Raw genomic sequence first — 16,588 nt, forward strand, 5'->3', positions numbered from 1 at the left:
AAACAGCATGAAAGTCCTCTGAAGACCTTGATGTAGAGCCTTTCAAAAAAATAGTTCAATGGTGTCCAATGGCCTTTAATGGCTATGCTAAAGTGCATTCAAACAACTTACTGTATCGCCGGTGTACGTCTTCTCAAAAGGATGGGGGGCTTTTGACATAACCGGACAGGCCACGCTGGGGCTCTATGCGCTATTTGCTGATCTTTATATTGTGCGGGCTACCCTTGCTCGCCGGCGCCGTCGAGTTCAACCAGGACACGCGAAGCCTGCCGCTGGGCCAGGTCATGCAAGTGCTCGAAGATCCAACCGATGCCCTCACCATTGCCGATGTCAGTTCCCCCACCTACGCCGCCCAGTTCAAGACCCATGACAAAGCCACCCTCAACGCCGGCTATTCGCGCTCGGTGTTCTGGCTCAAGGTCAACCTGCATTACAGCGCAACAGATCCTCGTGCACCGCGCACCTGGTTTCTGGAGTTGGCTTATCCGCCGCTCAATCGCCTGGACCTGTATCAGAGCGACGGCACCGGTCACTACCGCCTGACCGCCCGCACCGGCAGTGCATTACCGTTTTCCAGCCGTGAGGTGAGCCAGAGCAATTACCTGTTCAAGCTCAATTTTGCGCCCGATCAGCAGCAGACCCTGTACCTGCGCTTGCAAAGCCAGGGCTCGATCCAGGCGCCGCTGACCCTGTGGGCGGGCACGGCGTACCTGGAAGAACAACCGCTGCGCTTGTATGTACTCGGGGCTATTTATGGTGTGCTGCTGGGCATGCTGATCTACAACCTGTTCATTTACCTCAGCGTGCGCGACACCAGCTACCTCTATTACATCCTCTATATTGCATCGTTCGGCTTGTACCAGCTGTCGGTCAATGGCGTCGCGGTGCAGTACTTCTGGCCGAACAACCCGTGGTGGGCGAATGCGGCGGTGCCGTTCCTGATCGGATCGGCGGCATTGTTCGGCAGCCTGTTCGCTCGCAGCTTCCTGCACACCGTGCAGCACAGCCGCTGGATCGACCGGATCCTGCTGGCGCTGGCAGCCTGCGGCGGCGTGGTGATGGCGCTGGCGCTGTTGACCAGCTACGCCGTGGCCCTGCGCCTGGCCACCGGCCTGGCGCTGGTGTTCACCGTGACCATCTTTGTCGCCGCGATCAAGGCCTGGTACTGCGGGCAGCGCATGGCGCGCTACTTCATCATCGCCTGGTCGGCGTTCCTGCTGGGCGGAGTGGTCAATACGCTGATGGTGCTGGGCTACCTGCCCAACGTGTTCCTGACCATGTACGCCAGCCAGCTCGGCTCGGCCATTGAAGTGGCGCTGCTGTCCCTGGCCCTGGCCGACCGCATCAACGGTATGCGCGAACAGCAGGCGCAAATCCTCCTCGACGCCAGCCAGAAGCTCGAAGCGCTCAACCAGCAACTGGCCCGCAGTAATCGCCTCAAAGACGAGTTCCTCGCCACCCTGACCCACGAACTGCGCACGCCGATGAATGGGGTGATTGGTTCCCTGGAATTGATGCAGACCGTGCCGTTGGGCGAGGACCTGGCGCAGTACCAGCAAACCGCCGCGGGCTCGGCGCGGGACATGATGCGCATGGTCAACGGTATCCTCACGCTGACCGAGTTGCAGGCCGGTCGGATGGTGGCCCAGCCGCAAGCGTTCAGCCTGCGCGGTGTGCTCGACACCTTGCGCCAGCAGTTCACCCCCAGCGCGCAGAGCAAGGGCCTGGCGTTTTCCATTGATGTTGCCGATGAGTTGCCGGACCGGGTGATCGGCGATGCCGACAAACTGCTCCAATGCCTGGATTGCCTGCTGGACAATGCATTCAAATTTACCCAACTCGGCGCTGTGCGCTTGCGCGTGGTCGGGGTGCCCGAAGGGGAGGGTGCATTGCACCTGAGCTTTATTGTCACCGACACCGGTATCGGCTTCGCCTTTCTCGATGAGGCCACGCTGTACCAGCGCTTCTTCCAGCTTGATGGCTCGATGACTCGCGAATACGGCGGCCTGGGCATTGGTTTGGCGATTTGCCGGCAGTTGATCGAGCTGTTGGGTGGGCGCCTGACCCATCATTCGGAGCCGCGCAAGGGCAGCCGTTTTCAGTTGGAGGTGGACGTCAGCGTGGTGCCTGCGCAACCCAAGCCGAGCGGGCAAGCGCAGCCCAGGCAGCGTGCGCCCCAGGATTGCACCGTGTTGCTGGTGGACGACAACAGCGTCGGCCAGTTGGCGGTGCGTGGCATGTTGCTCAAACTCGGCTACCGGGTGAAAACCATAGATAACGGCCCGGCGGCACTCGCGGCATTACAAGGCAATCGCTTCGATGCGGTGCTGCTCGACGTGCCGGAGGGCGGCTTCTCATTGTGCTGTCAGATTCGTGCACTGCCCGACTGTGGTGAGTTGCCGGTGATCGCCTTGAGTAGCTCAAGTGATGGACCAGTGCGTGAACGCTGCCATGGCATCGGCATGACTGATCGCCTGGCTAAACCGGTGCGGTTCGAAGCCTTGCAAGGGGTGCTGGAGCGCCGCGTGTTGCGCTTGGGTGAGGGCGAAAGCGCCGGGCATTCGGCGGGTATGCCACTGTTTTAAGCGTGAGGTCGGTGCTTAACTGAATTCAAGGCCCCTCTTTCACGTGGCCTTTTTCCAGGAGGCCCGTCATGAACCTGCATCAGTTTGCCGAAACCCACGACGTCACCAATCAGCCACCGTCCCTGGACGGCACCAACCTGTATCGCATCGACTTGCCCCTGCAGCAATGGTCGCGTCGCTTTGGCGCCGGCTGGGCCGAATCGCGTATCGATGCCTACGGCGCGCTGGCCGGAGGGCCGTTGATGGCAGCCGGGTTCCTGGCCAACCAGAACAAACCGGTGTTCAGCAGCCATGACCGTTATGGTCATCGCATTGACCTGGTGGAGTTTCATCCGGCTTATCACGAACTGATGCGCACTGCTGTTGAGCATGGCCTGCCGTCGCTGCCCTGGGCTCACCCGCAGCCCGGCGCCCATGTGGCCCGTGCGGCAATGACCTACCTGCACAGCCAGGCCGAGGCCGGCACCGGTTGCCCGCTGACCATGACCTTCGCCTGCGTTCCGGCCTTGCGCCTGCAACCGGACCTGGCAGATCGCTGGTTGCCGAAAATCCTTTCGACCCAATATGACCCACGCAACGTCGGCATTGCCCACAAAGCCGGCGCCACCATCGGCATGGCCATGACCGAGAAGCAGGGCGGCACCGACGTGCGGGCCAACACCACACGCGCTTATCCGGTGGGCGCGGGTGGGTCCGGCCAGGCCTATGAGCTGGTGGGCCACAAGTGGTTCTGCTCGGCACCGATGTGCGACGGCTTCCTGACCCTGGCCCAGACCGACAAGGGCCTGACCTGTTTCCTGCTGCCCCGGCACCGCCCGGATGACACGCGCAACGAGTTCTATATCCAGCGCTTGAAGAACAAACTCGGCAACTGCTCCAACGCGTCCAGCGAAGTAGAGTTTCGCGGCGCCCTGGCCTGGATGGTCGGTGAAGAGGGCCGGGGTGTGCCGACCATCATCGAAATGGTCGCCATGACCCGCTTCGATTGCATGGTCGGCTCCAGCGCCTTGATGCGCCAGGCGTTGACCCAGGCCAGCCATCACTGCGCCCACCGCCTGGTCGGTGGCCGCGTGCTCAACCAGCAGCCGCTGATGCAGAACGTCCTGTCCGACCTGGCATTGGAGAGCGAAGCGGCCCTGGCCTTGAGCCTGCGCATGGGGCGCGCCCTGGATCATCTTGAAGATGAACAGGAAGCCAAGTTCGCTCGGCTGGTCACGGCGGTGGGCAAGTATTGGATCTGCAAGCGAGCGCCCGCGATGATCAACGAAGCCGCCGAATGCATGGGCGGCGCCGGGTATGTGGAAGACAGCATCCTGCCGCGTCTTTACCGTGAGGCGCCGGTGAACTCGACATGGGAAGGTTCCGGCAATGTGCAATGCCTGGACGTACTCCGCGCGTTGTCCAAAGAGCCGGGCGTGCTGGAGGTGCTGTTTGTGGAGTTGGGAGACGGTCATGGTGACAAGCAACTGGCGCGGCATATCGAGCAGTTGAAGTTGGCGTTTATGGACACCCAGGACATTCAGTACCGTGCGCGGCAGTTGACTGAGGATATTGCCGTGGCGTTGCAGGCCAAGTTATTGCTGGAGGCAGGAAATGCGGCGGTCAGCGACGGGTTTATCGCCAGCCGGTTGGGCGAATCGTCGGGGCGGGTATATGGCACCTTGCCGCGTGGGGTGGATGTAGAAGCCATAGTCGCGCGCTCAACCCCGCCATCTCCCATATTTTAAGGTGCATTCCAATCCGGCTGTTTCGGTGAGGCCGGGATACAGGCAAGATAAAGGCCTGCAAGTCCAGAACACAGGATGCTTACCGTGACCGAAGCTTTTGTTGTCGTTAAAACCGCCGAAGAAGCCGTGGACCGGCTGGCGGCTCTGCATGAGCAAGCCACCGGCGCGCTCAATCAAGCCCTCAAGCAATACCTCAAGGACCGCGTCGAGCCCGACGCCGCACAACGTGCACTGTTTCGCTACCCGGAACTGCGCCTGACCTACCACTGCCATGGCGAAGTCCCACAGACCACCCGTGCATATGCCAAGGTGCAACTGCCGGGTACCTACAGCGTCACCGTGACCCACCCCGCCGCGTTTCGTAAGTATCTGCTGGAGCAACTGGTGCCGCTGATGCACGACTTCACCGTCACGGTGGAAGTGGGCGTCAGCCAGCAGAACATTCCGTACCCGTATGTGGTGGAGCAGGGCGACGAACTGGCCGGCTCCGGCGTGACCGCCGCGACCCTGGCCCGCGTATTCCCCAGTACCGACCTGTCCGCCGCCACCGACGGCATTGCCGATGGCCTTTACGACTGGGAAAACACCGACCCGCTGCCCCTGGCATTGTTCGACGCGGCGCGCGTGGACTTTTCCCTGCGCCGCCTGGTGCATTACACCGGCAGCGATTGGCGCCATGTACAGCCGTGGATCCTGCTGACCAACTACCACCGCTACGTTGACCAGTTCATCCTGCACGGCCTGGAACAACTGCGCAGCGACCCGCGTTTTATCCGCATGGTGCTGCCGGGCAACGTGGTCATCGACAAGAGCATGGACCACGGCGAAGCCTCGGCGATTGCCGCCGGCGTGGTCTGGCATCGCTACCAGATGCCGGCGTATCACCTGCAAGCCAGTGACGGCCACGGCGTGACCCTGGTGAACATCGGCGTGGGCCCGTCCAACGCCAAGAACATCACCGACCACCTGGCCGTGTTGCGCCCGCATTGCTGGCTGATGATCGGCCACTGCGGCGGCCTGCGCCAATCCCAGACCATCGGCGACTACGTACTGGCCCACGCCTATATGCGCCGTGACGGGATTCTTGACCGCGTGGTACCGCCGAACATCCCGATCCCGGCGCTGGCCGAGGTGCAGTTGGCGCTCCAGCAAGCGGCGGCCCACGTCACTGGCGAAAAAGGCGAAGAGCTGAAAAAACGCCTGCGCACCGGTACCGTGCTGACCTATGACGACCGTAACTGGGAATTGCGCTGGGCCCAGGAACGGCCGCTGATCAACCTGTCCCGCGCCGTGGCCGTGGACATGGAAAGCGGCACCATCGCCGCCCAGGGTTACCGTTTGCGCGTGCCTTACGGCACCTTGTTATGCGTATCCGACAAACCCTTGCACAGCGAGATCAAGCTGCCGGGTTCGGCCAACGCGTTCTACGAGCGTGCGGTCAGCCAGCACTTGAAGATCGGCATCGAGGCGGTCGACCTGTTGCGCACCGAACTCAACTCGTTGCACTCGCGCAAACTGCGCAGCTTCGACGAGCCGCCGTTCCGCTAAGCGGTTGGGATGGTCATTTGGCGGTCAGGCCACTAGCATTGTCGGTCCTGACCGTTAGATGTTCCTTTGCCATGTCCCGTCCTACCCGTCCCGATTCGCGCCGCCCAGGCGTGAAACCTTCGCAGCCTGTTCGGCGTGTCGCCAAGGCGCCACCGGCCGAGCCGAAGCTGATCCTGTTCAATAAGCCGTTCGACGTGTTGACCCAGTTCAGCGACGAAGGCGGTCGCGCGACCCTCAAGGATTTCATCGACATTCCCGGTATTTACCCGGCCGGGCGCCTGGACCGTGACAGCGAAGGCTTGCTGCTGTTGACCAACGATGGCCAGCTTCAGGCGCGCATCGCCGACCCCAAGCACAAGCTGGCGAAAACCTACTGGGTGCAGGTGGAAGGCGAGCCGACCGAAGAACAACTGCAACGCCTGCGCGATGGCGTCGAGCTGAACGACGGCATGACCTTGCCTGCCGAGGCCCGTCAGTTGGATGAGCCGGCATTATGGCCGCGCAACCCGCCGGTACGTTTTCGTAAAAGCGTGCCCACCCATTGGCTGGAATTGGTGATTCGGGAAGGACGCAACCGTCAGGTTCGGCGCATGACTGCCGCCGTGGGCCTGCCGACGCTGCGCCTGGTGCGCGTGCGCATTGGTGACTGGTCTATCGACGGCCTGGATCAAGGCCAATGGAAAGCAGTACCGGCGCGCCTATAAAGCGCCGGACTCGATCAAGCCGATCACCACGCTCTTGATGATGAACGCGGCCACGCCCAGGCCCAGCACGAAAAACAGAATGAATGAGCCAAAGCGCCCGGCCTTGGATTTCTTCGCCAGGTCCCAGACGATAAAGCCCATGAAAATGATGAGGATAGTGACCAGGCCGGTCATCATCCATTCTTCAAACAGGGCGGGGTCGATGTTGTTCATGGGGCTCTTCCAGCAAGACAAGCGAGCAGTATACGGCAGCGTTACAGACGCAACATTGACCTGAGTCGAAGCACAATCCAAATGTGGGAGGGGGCTTGCTCCCGATGACTGAGTGTCAGTTATTTATCAACTGACCTACCGCTATCGGGAGCAAGCCCCCTCCCACATTTGAATCTCTGTGTTCTCAGGTGCGCAGGTGGGTCAGCGGCAGTTCGGTGCTGTTGAGTACCTGGTTGAGCACAAAGCTGGAACGCACGCTGGTCACCCCTTCGATGCGGGTCAGATGGCCCAGCAGCAGTTTCTGGTAATGGTCCATATCCGGCACCACCACCTTCAACTGGTAGTCCGCATCCATCCCGGTCACCAAACTGCATTCCAGCACTTGCGGCAAGGTGCGAATGGCGGCTTCAAAATTCTCGAAACGCTCCGGCGTGTGCCGGTCCATGCCGATCAATACGTAGGCTGTAAGGCTAAGGCCGAGCATCTTGCGATCCAGCAGGGCGACCTGGCGGGCGATATAGCCGTCGTCTTCCAATTGCTTGACCCGGCGCGAGCAGGGCGAAGGCGACAGGCCGATGCGTTCGGCCAGCTCCTGGTTGGAGATCCTCGCGTCGCGCTGCAATTCCGCCAAAATACTCAGGTCGTATCGGTCAAGCTTGCTCATTGGGTTGGCCTTTGTCGTAACTATTGCGGTGAATTATCCATGAAGGGTTAAAAATTGCGCAAGCACTGTTTATTGACGCAATCTTCGCAATCATCTGTCCGCCCGGCACGCCTATGATTACCAACAGAATCACCGCCTGGATAACAGTCCACAGCAGCGCGCCCAATCAGGCCCGCTGCGGCCGCCGCCCCAGCAGGGTTGAGCCGGCCTCCAGGCTGCACACTGTCCACAAGACGGCGTGAGGTGAGCCAACGTCAAAAGCGTTGAGCACGGACGAAATTCTCAAGGGGTGGCCGACGGGTCACCCCTTTTCTTTTGCCTTGAGAAAATAGTGCCCACGACTGATAACCTGCGTGAGAACCGGGTGAGGCTTTTCCAGTCTCATGTGTAGGCCCTAATCCGCAGTGAGGAAAAGCATGAAGCGCATCTGGCGTATGGCAGGTGTTGGTTTGCTGGTGGCAAGCGTCGGCACGCAGGTAATGGCCGACGAGCGCGATAACTCACCGGGCCCGGGTCAACGGCCTGAGCACAATCAGCCACGTCCACAAAACCCGCAGGATGATCGCGGCGGCCAGCACGAGGGTGGCCAATGGCAAGGTCGCCCGCAAGGTCATGAGCCAGGGCGACCTGCACCGCAACCTTCCAATAACCTGCCGATCCAGGGCCGGCCCGATACGGTGCGCCAGACTCAGGAACCGCGCCAGGGTTATTACCGTGATATCCCCAGGCGCCCCGATGACAATCGGCATTGGGAGGCTGGCGGCCCCGGTTCGCGTCCGGGTAACGATCGCCCCGGTGATAACCGCTGGCCAGGCCGCCCCGACGGGCATGGCAACGGCTGGGGCCCGGGCCCGCAACATCGCCCTGGTTATGTCATCGACCGTTTCCCCGACCGCAATTACCGCGTGCCTTACCGTGGCCAGGACTACTTTTTCTCCGGCGGCTACTGGTATCGCCCCCAAGGCCCACGCTACGTGGTGGTGACGCCACCCTATGGCATCCGTGTGCATTACCTGCCGGACTATGCGCGTGAAGTATGGGTAGGGGGCTCGCTGTTGTTCCTTGCCGCTGGCGCGTACTACGCCTATGAGCAAAGCACCCAGCAATACGTGGTGGTGCAGCCTCCTGCGCAAGTGCCATCACCCCAGCCGGCGCCGCAAGGCAACGGCTATGACGTAGTGGCCTACCCTGCCAACGGCCAATCGCCGGCGCAGGTGCAGCAGGACGGCTACGACTGTTATCGCTGGGCGGTGCAGCAAAGCGGCTTCGACCCGCGCACCGTCACCTACGCCCCGGACCCGGCGGTGGTGCAAACCTACCGCCAGGCCCAGGGCAACTGCCTGGGCAGTCGTGGGTATCAGGTGCAGTACTAGGTTTTGTTGCCGGTGACCACTTCCAGCGGGTCGGCGTGCACCAATACTTCGGCTTTCGGGTATTCCCGGTGAATGGCGTCGGCGGCCTGGTCGCTGATGCCGTGAGCCACCGACAGCGTCAATTCCCCCGGCAACTCCAGGTGCAGCTGCACAAACCAGTGGTTGCCGGAAACCCGCGTACGCAAGTCGTGGGCCCCCAGCACGCCGGGTACGCCACGAGCCAGTTCCAGCATGTGCTGGCTGACATCTGGCGGTAACTCTTCGTCCATCAACACCGCAAAGCTTTCGCGGGCGATCTGGATCGCGCTCCACAGAATGTAGGCGGCGATACCCAGGCCAAACCAGGCATCGACCTGATGAAAGCCAAAACCGGCCAACACCAGCGCAATCAGGATGCTGCCATTGAGCAGCAAGTCCGAGCGGTAGTGCAGCGAGTCGGCGCGCACCGCGTTGGAGCCGGTCTCGCGCACCACGCGGTGTTGCAGCATCAGCAGGGCCACGGTCAGCGCCAGCGACAGGATAATCACGCCAATGCTCAGCCACGGTGCGCCGACCGGCTCCGGATGCTTGAGCCGTTCAAAGGCCTGGAGCGCAATCAGCACCGCACTGCCGGCAATAAACAAGGCTTGCGCCATGCCCGCCAGCGACTCCGCCTTGCCGTGCCCGTAACGGTGATCGTCATCGGCCGGGCGCAGGGCGTAATGCACGGCCAGCAGATTCAACAGCGAGGTCACGCCGTCGAGCAGCGAGTCGGTCAGCCCGGCGAGCATACTCACCGAGCCGCTGAGCCACCAGGCGATGGCCTTGGTGATAATCAGCACACTGGCCACGCCCACCGAGGCGCGGGTGGCCAGGCGCAAGAGCCTTGCGTGTTCGGGGCTGCTGGTCATGGGCTGTCCTTACGCGGCGGGCTGCAGGCCCAGGGACGCGAGTTGTTGCACGCTGCCCTTGAACTGGATCAGACGCGGGTCGTCCAGCGGCAAGCTGCGGCCGGTTTCCTTCTCAATGATGCTTTGCAGCTTGGCATTGTCGACCTTGCCGTCGGCGCCGATGGCTTCGTGCAATTTCTCGGGCGCGACCTGGGCGGTCTTGCCGGGTTCGTAGTAGATCGCGCCCGTGGCGAAGTCGACCCCAAACGCGATCAGGCCCGGGATCACGTAGAACAGCAGGCCGACGGCATCGAGCACGGCAATGGCCGGGTCGATCTTGCCGTCGATCTGGCCACGGCGGTCGGGGTAGAAAATCGAGCCGCAGGCGGTGAGTTGGCTCAGCAGGGTGACGGCGAGGACACCGCCGATGACACGGGAAGCGATACGCATGAAAAAGTCTCCTGAACACTATTTAAGGGTGACTATAAGCCAGATCTGCCAAACGCCGATGATCCAATGTGGGAGCCATAAATACATCTCCTGTGGTGTGGCGCTGTAACTGTGGGAGGGGGCTTGCTCCCGATGGCGGCCTCAGGGCCGGCCAGGATGCTGGATCAGACCGAGTACATATCCATTCCTGCGGTAACGGCTGATATTGGTTCCGCTTTTACAGCGGCTCACTTTTGAAAAGAGCGCAAAAGCAAGCAAAACGCTCTTGCCCCACCACTCGGCACCTCGCTCAGGCTCGGTGTGCCCGTAATCCGCCATGGATTTGGGGGGCCGCCGCCACGCGCCATCCATGGCGCGGGGCGGCTAAACCGGCATCCCTGCCGGTTTACCCCCCCAAATCCATGTCGGATTCCGGCCAGCGTGGTTTGACGGGGCGCCTAAGATCAAGAACAAGAGCGGCTCGCTTCGCATCGTGGTTACTGTTGGCTGAGCTCCACGCTGCATTACAGTCCCAAGAGTGGGTGTATTTAAGACCCGCATCGGCACTCGGCAGTTCGCCGTTATACTCGCCGCTCTGCTTTGGAGCCAGTATGAATTCGTTGCCGATCGATGATGTTTTACCCGCCCTGCGTGACGCCTTGGCGCATCGCCATGAAGCCGTGCTGGAAGCGCCGCCTGGCGCCGGTAAAACCACCCGCGTGCCGTTGGCCTTGTTGCATGAGCCGTGGCTCGCCGGGCAAACCATCCTGATGCTCGAACCCCGGCGCCTGGCCGCACGGGCTGCCGCCGAAAGACTGGCCAGCGAGCTGGGCGAAAAGGTCGGTGAGACCGTGGGCTACCGCATTCGCCTGGACAGCAAAGTCGGCCCCAACACGCGTATCGAGGTGGTGACCGAAGGCATCCTCACTCGCCGCCTGCAGGACGACCCGGCATTGGATGGCGTGGGCCTGTTGATCTTCGACGAATTCCACGAGCGCAGCCTCGACGCCGACCTGGCGCTGGCCCTGAGCCTTAACGGGCGCGAGCTGTTTCGCGACGACCAGCCGCTGAAGATCCTGCTGATGTCCGCCACTCTCGAAGGCGAGCGCCTGGCGGGCTTGCTGGATGACGCGCCGATTCTGCGCAGTGAAGGGCGCATGTTCCCGGTGCAGATGCGCTGGGGCCGGCCGTACCAGGCCGGGGAGTTTATCGAGCCGCGCGTGGTGCAAACCGTCCTCGAAGCCCTGCATGACGAGACCGGCAGCGTGCTCGTGTTTTTGCCGGGGCAAGCAGAGATTCGCCGGGTCAACCAGCAACTGGCCGAGGCCTTGGGTGATCGCCCTGATGTGCTGTTATGCCCCCTGCACGGTGAGCTGGACCTCAACGCCCAGCGCGCCGCCATCGACCCGGCGCCGGCCGGCAAGCGCAAAGTAGTGCTGGCCACCAACATCGCCGAGACCAGCCTGACCATCAACGGCGTGCGCGTGGTGATCGACGCCGGGCTTGCGCGGGTGCCACGTTTTGACCCGGGCAGCGGCATGACGCGCCTCGACACCCAGCGCATCTCCCGTGCCAGCGCGACCCAGCGCGCCGGTCGGGCAGGGCGGTTGGAACCGGGGGTGTGTTATCGGTTGTGGTCCGAAGACCAGCATGACGGTTTGGCCGCCTATGGCAGTGCGGAAATTCTCGCCGCCGACCTGGCCGGGCTGGCCTTGCAACTGGCGCGTTGGGGCGTGACGCCCAGCCAGTTGGTTTGGCTGGACATCCCACCGACTGCCGCCTATGCCCAGGCTCAGGAGCTGTTGCAACGCCTGGGTGCATTGAACGAAGCAACCCTCACCGCCCATGGCCAGAAGATGGCCGAGCTGCCGGCCCACCCGCGTATTGCCCATCTGTTATTGCGTGGCCAGGACCTGGGGCTGGCTGCCATGGCCTGTGACGTGGCAGCCCTGTTGGGCGAGCGCGATATCCTGCGCGGCGGCGGTGCCGACTTGCACAGCCGCCTGGCGCTGATGGCCGGTGAAGAACGCGCACGCGGCACTCAGGGTGGCGTGCAGCGCGCCAAGCAGTTGGCACGGCAATACCGTGGCTACCTGCGCGGCAAGGCGACCCAGCCGGTGGACAATCCCGACCACCCGCGCTGGCTCGGCGCCTTGCTGGCACTGGCCTACCCGGACCGCGTCGCCCAGCAACGTCGCCCCGGTGGCGCTGAATATCGCCTGGCCAATGGTCGCGCGGCGCTGTTTGCCGAAGCCGACAGCCTGATGAAACAACCCTGGCTGGTGATCGCCGACCTGGGCAGTCGCCAGGGCCAGCGCGAAGAACGCATCTACCTGGCGGCGGATTTTGATCCGGCGTTGTTCGACACGGTGCTGGCCGAGCAAGTGCGCAATGTCGACCAACTCGACTGGGACGAACGCGAAGGCGTCTTGCGTGCCGAGCGCCAACGCAAAGTCGGTGAACTGGTACTCAGCCGCGAACCGCTGACCGGCCTCGACGAGTCCGCCCGCAGCCAGGCGCTGGTCAACCTCGTGCGCCGCAAAGGCCTGGAACTGCTGCCCTGGACCCCGGAACTGCGTCAGTGGCAAGCCCGTGTGATGCTGTTGCGCCAACTCGACGCCGGCAACACCAGCGAGTGGCCCGACATCAGCGACAAGGCGCTACTGGCCAGCCTCGAACACTGGTTGATGCCTTACCTGGGCAAGGTCTCGCGCCTCAGCCATTTCGCCAACCTGGATATTTCCAGCTACCTGCATAACCTGCTGCCCTGGCCATTGCCCCAACGCCTGGAAGAGTTGGCGCCGCAGCATGTGAAAGTGCCGTCGGGATCATCGGTACGCCTGGACTACAGCGAGCAGCCGCCGATTCTGGCGGTGCGCTTGCAGGAATTGTTCGGGCTGGCAGACACCCCGCGTATCGCCGGCGGGCGCCTGGCCGTGAAGTTGCACCTGCTGTCCCCGGCGCGGCGGCCGGTGCAGGTCACGCAGGATCTGGCGAACTTCTGGCGCAGTACCTACGCCGAGGTGAAGAAGGATTTGAAGGGGCGGTATCCGAAGCATTACTGGCCGGATGATCCGTTGGTGGCCGAAGCCACAGCACGGGCAAAACCTCGAGGCACCTGAGCAGTAATGGCAGCGCGCCATTAGCCCATCCGCCCTAATTGTGCCTGTCCGAGCCGCCTCCTAAAGTGGCGGCCCGAACAATAACAAGTTGCTGCCTGGCAACGTGTACCCAAGGAACGGAACTGCCCATGTCATTTCTCTTCAAGTTCAAGAAGTTGATCTTCTTGTCGGCTGCGCTGCTGTTTGCCTCCAATTCGGCAAATGCCGAAGAGCCCAATCCGATTGGTGACTGGTGGATTATCTACGGCAACGGCGTGGCCCAAAAAAACATCATGTACGTCGCCGATGCCACGTCGGTAGTGCCTTCTGAAAAAACTAAAGGCGCGACCATGGTCGCGGTGACCCTGGTTTATGAAGAGCCCGGCAAACCAATGATCGACGTGTACAACCTCGAAGCCCAGTGCTCTACGGGCAAAGTGCGCTTTATCAATGGCCAATCCGTCGAGCGTCTGGCTTACACCCTGCGCCATCTGAAAGTTGCCAATCAATGGCAAACCCCGAAAGAGTTCTGGGTACAGCAAGCGCTGAAGTTTGCCTGTGCGCCGGGCAGTCGAGCTAAAAACGACATGGCCGCCGTGGGCAAGATGGAATACCTGCAGATGATCGAGATGCTGCAGCAGATGTTCTTCAAACTCGCACCGATTCAGGAAAAGAGCCAGATGATGGACAACATCGACAGCCTGCTCGAACTGAATAAATAAGCCGGGACAGCCAATGACTTACATACGCTTATTGTTAACTACTCTGTTGCCCGTCTTGCTCTTGACTGGCTGTTCCACTATTGCGCAAAGCCGCTGGGAAGGGCGTGATATGCAGGAAGCGCTGGACTTGTTCGGCAAACCCGATTCGATGAAAAAGGAACTCGGTTCGAACGGCGAACCCTTGGCGGTGCTGACCTGGTACAAGTCCGCGAGCTGGACCACCACCGAAGCGGCCGGGACATCAATGACCCATACCGGTAATGGCATGGTGTACACCGAACACTATCAACAAGTCGGGCACAGTTCCGATTGCAAATTGCAGGCGAAGATCAATCAACAAAAGAAGATTGCGCAGTTCCTGATCGAAGATGGACGAATTCTTCATGGCAAGTGCACCAATGTCAGGTATGTCCCCGGTTATATTCCCCCAGGAATGTGAGCGGTCTTCGCGGTCAGGGGCCTTGTGCCGTCATGGTGTATTGGGGCCAGAGGGGCGTGGTTGGCTTTTGAATGTCAATGTTTTCCCGTCTGAGCTCCCTTCGCTATGCGCCGTGGTGTGTCAACCCTCTATAAAATCCCCTTTCCAAATGTCAATCCGTCATAGCGTGATTGACAGTCAACGGTGTTTCTCACGCAAACCTCATAAGCCCGGTAAGTCAGGGGCTACAACGCTGTCAATGTCGAAGGTGCTAGGTGGTACGAAGCATTACTGGCCGGATGACCCGTTGGTGGCCGAAGCTACGGCCCGGATCAAACCCAGAAAGCCTTGAATGTAAGTAACTCCCCAGTCGTTTTGATGACTGGGGGGTTACCTGAAAGCGTTGAATCACAGCAAGGAGGTTGTCTTGAAGGGCTTAAAGCGCTTCAAGCGCACTGTCAAATTGCTTATGCGCGTCTGGCAGCGATTTGCTCGCTTGGGCGTGGATGCCGCAGGTGTACTCGATGAACGAATGCCCGGCGGTTTCAGACTGGGCAATATTGTAGTTCTGAAAGGGCAGCATGGCCCTGCGTACCGGGGATTGATCCAGGATGTTCTTGAATGTGGTGCTCGCGTCATCAGCGATCCACAGCCTTCTTACTTTTCTCTGCTGGTTGCCATCGATGAATTTATGCCGGGCATGCAGGACCCGCAGGTTATCCATCACCAGAATGTCCCCTGGCTCAAGGCTGATGGGGGTAATGTAACGCTCGTTGGTGGAGTAGTGGGTCTGGATGTATTTAAACGCCGCGCTGGCCCATTCGGGAATAAACGCAGTGCTGTCATACCGGTAGCGAATTCTTAACGTTTCGTCATCGATTTTTTCAAAGACGGCGCAATCGATGGACAGCAAATCGTCGCGGCAGTAAGTGACACTGCCGCTGGTCATCAATATTTTTAATGTGTCAGCGTGATGGGCAAGCAGGTCATTGTAGATTTTCTGCCCATCCACCAGGAAGTTGTCGCCGCCAAATTCAGGCTTTGAAACGCACTGGAGAATGACGAATTTGGGTGGCGTGATTTTTTTCGCAGTGCCCTCTACGTAGGCGATGCCATTCAAGAACGACCCATCGGTATGCGGGAAAAAATCGCTCGACAGTTCGCCATGATAATCATCCTTGAAACGTTGCCAGTCCTTGTTGATTGGCTCGCCACCGCCCACCACGCCATGTTCATCGGACTTGGTATGAAACTGAATCAGCCCGAACTTGCCGGCGGTCTCTCTAAAGGCTTCCAGAGAGTGGTCTTGAGGCTTGATAACGCAATATCCATGCTCTTTCAGAAACGTTGAGATTTCTTTGGTTTCAAAAAAATCAAACTTACGTATGCTCATTTCACGCTCCTTGTTTTATTGGAAGAACTTTTTACAGGCCGTTGAAAAAATGATCGAGGATCATCTTCAAACCAAAAAACGTCACCCCTGCCTTTAACAGCATTGCGCCGACACGCTGCGATATACGGTCTCTGAGAAAGCCGCCCAGGTACGAACCCAATGTAGAGGCGGTAATCATGATGATGATCAGGTTGGCGTAATCCATGAACGCAAAACCTGCAATAACAAAGGCGGCGACCTTGAGCCCGTGCAGTACGCTCATTTGCATGGCGTGGGTGACAATTACTTCGTTTTTATTAATATTCATCTTCATCAGGATGGGCTGCGATATCAAACCGGTTACGGCCACGAACAGTGAAAGGAAGGTTTGAAAAAAGCCCACCAGGGCAAAGTTTTTAAATATAAAACCCAGGCGTGCGACGATCTTGGTCCAGGTGATGGCCAGGATGAAGAAGCCGAGAATCAGTGATAAATATTGCTCGGGAAATTTGCCGATGAAGAAGTAACCGATGAACGCGCCGACCAGGCAGCCGATAACGTATTTAGGCAGGATTTCCACTTTCGCACTTTTAAAGTCAAACGCGAATCGACTGGCGTTGCTGACCATTTGAATCAAGCCGTGAACCGGTACAACCGCAGAAATGGGGATGAATTGAGGCATAACCGCAAGCAGTCCAATCCCGCCGCCCACGCCAATGGCAGCCGTCATGAATGACGTAATAAAACTGACGCCCACCAATAGATACAAACCATCAGAAAGTTCGAGCATTGTTAATTCCTATCCAATTTTATAAAACGTAAAGCATATATATCGATGCGCAGGCTTCTCATCAGGTGAGTAA

At 60.1% G+C, this 16,588-nt stretch carries 14 protein-coding genes and 1 pseudogene; 9 read left to right on the forward strand and 6 right to left on the reverse strand.

From position 1 onward, the window contains the following. The first annotated feature begins 185 nt into the window (after positions 1-185). From JH25_RS09100 to JH25_RS09085, 4 genes are all read left to right on the forward strand, one after another. Entirely contained in the window at positions 186-2,585 is a 2,400-nt protein-coding gene (locus JH25_RS09100; protein WP_032879320.1) for a hybrid sensor histidine kinase/response regulator, read from the forward strand. A 68-nt stretch (positions 2,586-2,653) separates the two neighbouring features. Next, a complete protein-coding gene (locus JH25_RS09095) occupies positions 2,654-4,312 on the forward strand; it encodes an acyl-CoA dehydrogenase family protein (protein WP_032879322.1) in 1,659 nt (552 codons plus the stop codon). A 75-nt stretch (positions 4,313-4,387) separates the two neighbouring features. Beyond that, on the forward strand, positions 4,388-5,860 hold the full coding sequence (gene amn / locus JH25_RS09090) for an AMP nucleosidase (protein WP_164699529.1): 1,473 nt from the start codon (positions 4,388-4,390) through the stop codon (positions 5,858-5,860). 71 nt (positions 5,861-5,931) lie between these two features. Beyond that, positions 5,932-6,564, forward strand: a complete 633-nt coding sequence (locus JH25_RS09085) for a pseudouridine synthase (protein WP_005791693.1) — start codon at positions 5,932-5,934, stop codon at positions 6,562-6,564. Here the strand turns inward: JH25_RS09085 and JH25_RS09080 are convergent. After that, positions 6,559-6,768: a DUF2788 domain-containing protein gene (locus JH25_RS09080; RefSeq protein WP_025999909.1), complete on the reverse strand. Its 210-nt coding sequence runs from the start codon at positions 6,766-6,768 to the stop codon at positions 6,559-6,561. The genes JH25_RS09085 and JH25_RS09080 overlap by 6 nt on opposite strands. A gap of 193 nt (positions 6,769-6,961) precedes the next feature. Then, positions 6,962-7,441, reverse strand: a complete 480-nt coding sequence (locus JH25_RS09075; protein WP_003194418.1) for an Lrp/AsnC family transcriptional regulator — start codon at positions 7,439-7,441, stop codon at positions 6,962-6,964. A gap of 416 nt (positions 7,442-7,857) precedes the next feature. Between JH25_RS09075 and JH25_RS09070 the strand changes: the two genes are divergently transcribed. After that, positions 7,858-8,814 carry a DUF6515 family protein gene (locus JH25_RS09070; RefSeq protein WP_032879324.1) on the forward strand — a complete coding sequence of 319 codons (957 nt, stop codon included), beginning with the start codon at positions 7,858-7,860 and terminating at the stop codon, positions 8,812-8,814. Here JH25_RS09070 and JH25_RS09065 read toward each other — a convergent pair. Together JH25_RS09065 and JH25_RS09060 are read right to left on the reverse strand one after the other, a co-directional pair. Continuing rightward, the gene (locus tag JH25_RS09065; RefSeq protein ID WP_032879326.1) at positions 8,811-9,704 is read right to left on the reverse strand and encodes a cation diffusion facilitator family transporter; all 894 of its coding nucleotides are present in this window, start codon (positions 9,702-9,704) and stop codon (positions 8,811-8,813) included. The two genes, JH25_RS09070 and JH25_RS09065, sit on opposite strands and share 4 nt — an antisense overlap. Before the next feature lie 9 nt (positions 9,705-9,713). After that, positions 9,714-10,133: a hypothetical protein gene (locus JH25_RS09060; RefSeq protein ID WP_005791686.1), complete on the reverse strand. Its 420-nt coding sequence runs from the start codon at positions 10,131-10,133 to the stop codon at positions 9,714-9,716. A gap of 590 nt (positions 10,134-10,723) precedes the next feature. Between JH25_RS09060 and hrpB the strand changes: the two genes are divergently transcribed. The 4 genes and pseudogenes from hrpB to JH25_RS29405 all read left to right on the forward strand — a co-directional run. Next, a complete protein-coding gene (gene hrpB / locus JH25_RS09055) occupies positions 10,724-13,234 on the forward strand; it encodes an ATP-dependent helicase HrpB (RefSeq protein ID WP_032879328.1) in 2,511 nt (836 codons plus the stop codon). 128 nt (positions 13,235-13,362) lie between these two features. Then, entirely contained in the window at positions 13,363-13,935 is a 573-nt protein-coding gene (locus JH25_RS09050) for a hypothetical protein (protein ID WP_005791681.1), read from the forward strand. A gap of 13 nt (positions 13,936-13,948) precedes the next feature. Beyond that, the gene (locus JH25_RS09045) at positions 13,949-14,374 is read left to right on the forward strand and encodes a hypothetical protein (RefSeq protein WP_032879330.1); all 426 of its coding nucleotides are present in this window, start codon (positions 13,949-13,951) and stop codon (positions 14,372-14,374) included. Positions 14,375-14,636: 262 nt separating this feature from the next. After that, a pseudogene (locus tag JH25_RS29405) lies at positions 14,637-14,705 on the forward strand (hypothetical protein); the annotation flags it as partial. A gap of 84 nt (positions 14,706-14,789) precedes the next feature. Here JH25_RS29405 and JH25_RS09040 read toward each other — a convergent pair. Both JH25_RS09040 and JH25_RS09035 read right to left on the reverse strand, forming a co-directional pair. After that, positions 14,790-15,746: a TauD/TfdA family dioxygenase gene (locus JH25_RS09040; protein WP_032879332.1), complete on the reverse strand. Its 957-nt coding sequence runs from the start codon at positions 15,744-15,746 to the stop codon at positions 14,790-14,792. Between the two features lie 31 nt (positions 15,747-15,777). After that, complete coding sequence (locus JH25_RS09035; RefSeq protein WP_032879334.1) at positions 15,778-16,515, reverse strand: TSUP family transporter; 738 nt, start codon at positions 16,513-16,515, stop codon at positions 15,778-15,780. Positions 16,516-16,588 lie beyond the last annotated feature (73 nt).

It is taken from the genome of Pseudomonas sp. BRG-100 (genome assembly GCF_000737955.1).
In the GTDB taxonomy this organism is placed as follows: domain Bacteria; phylum Pseudomonadota; class Gammaproteobacteria; order Pseudomonadales; family Pseudomonadaceae; genus Aquipseudomonas; species Aquipseudomonas synxantha_A.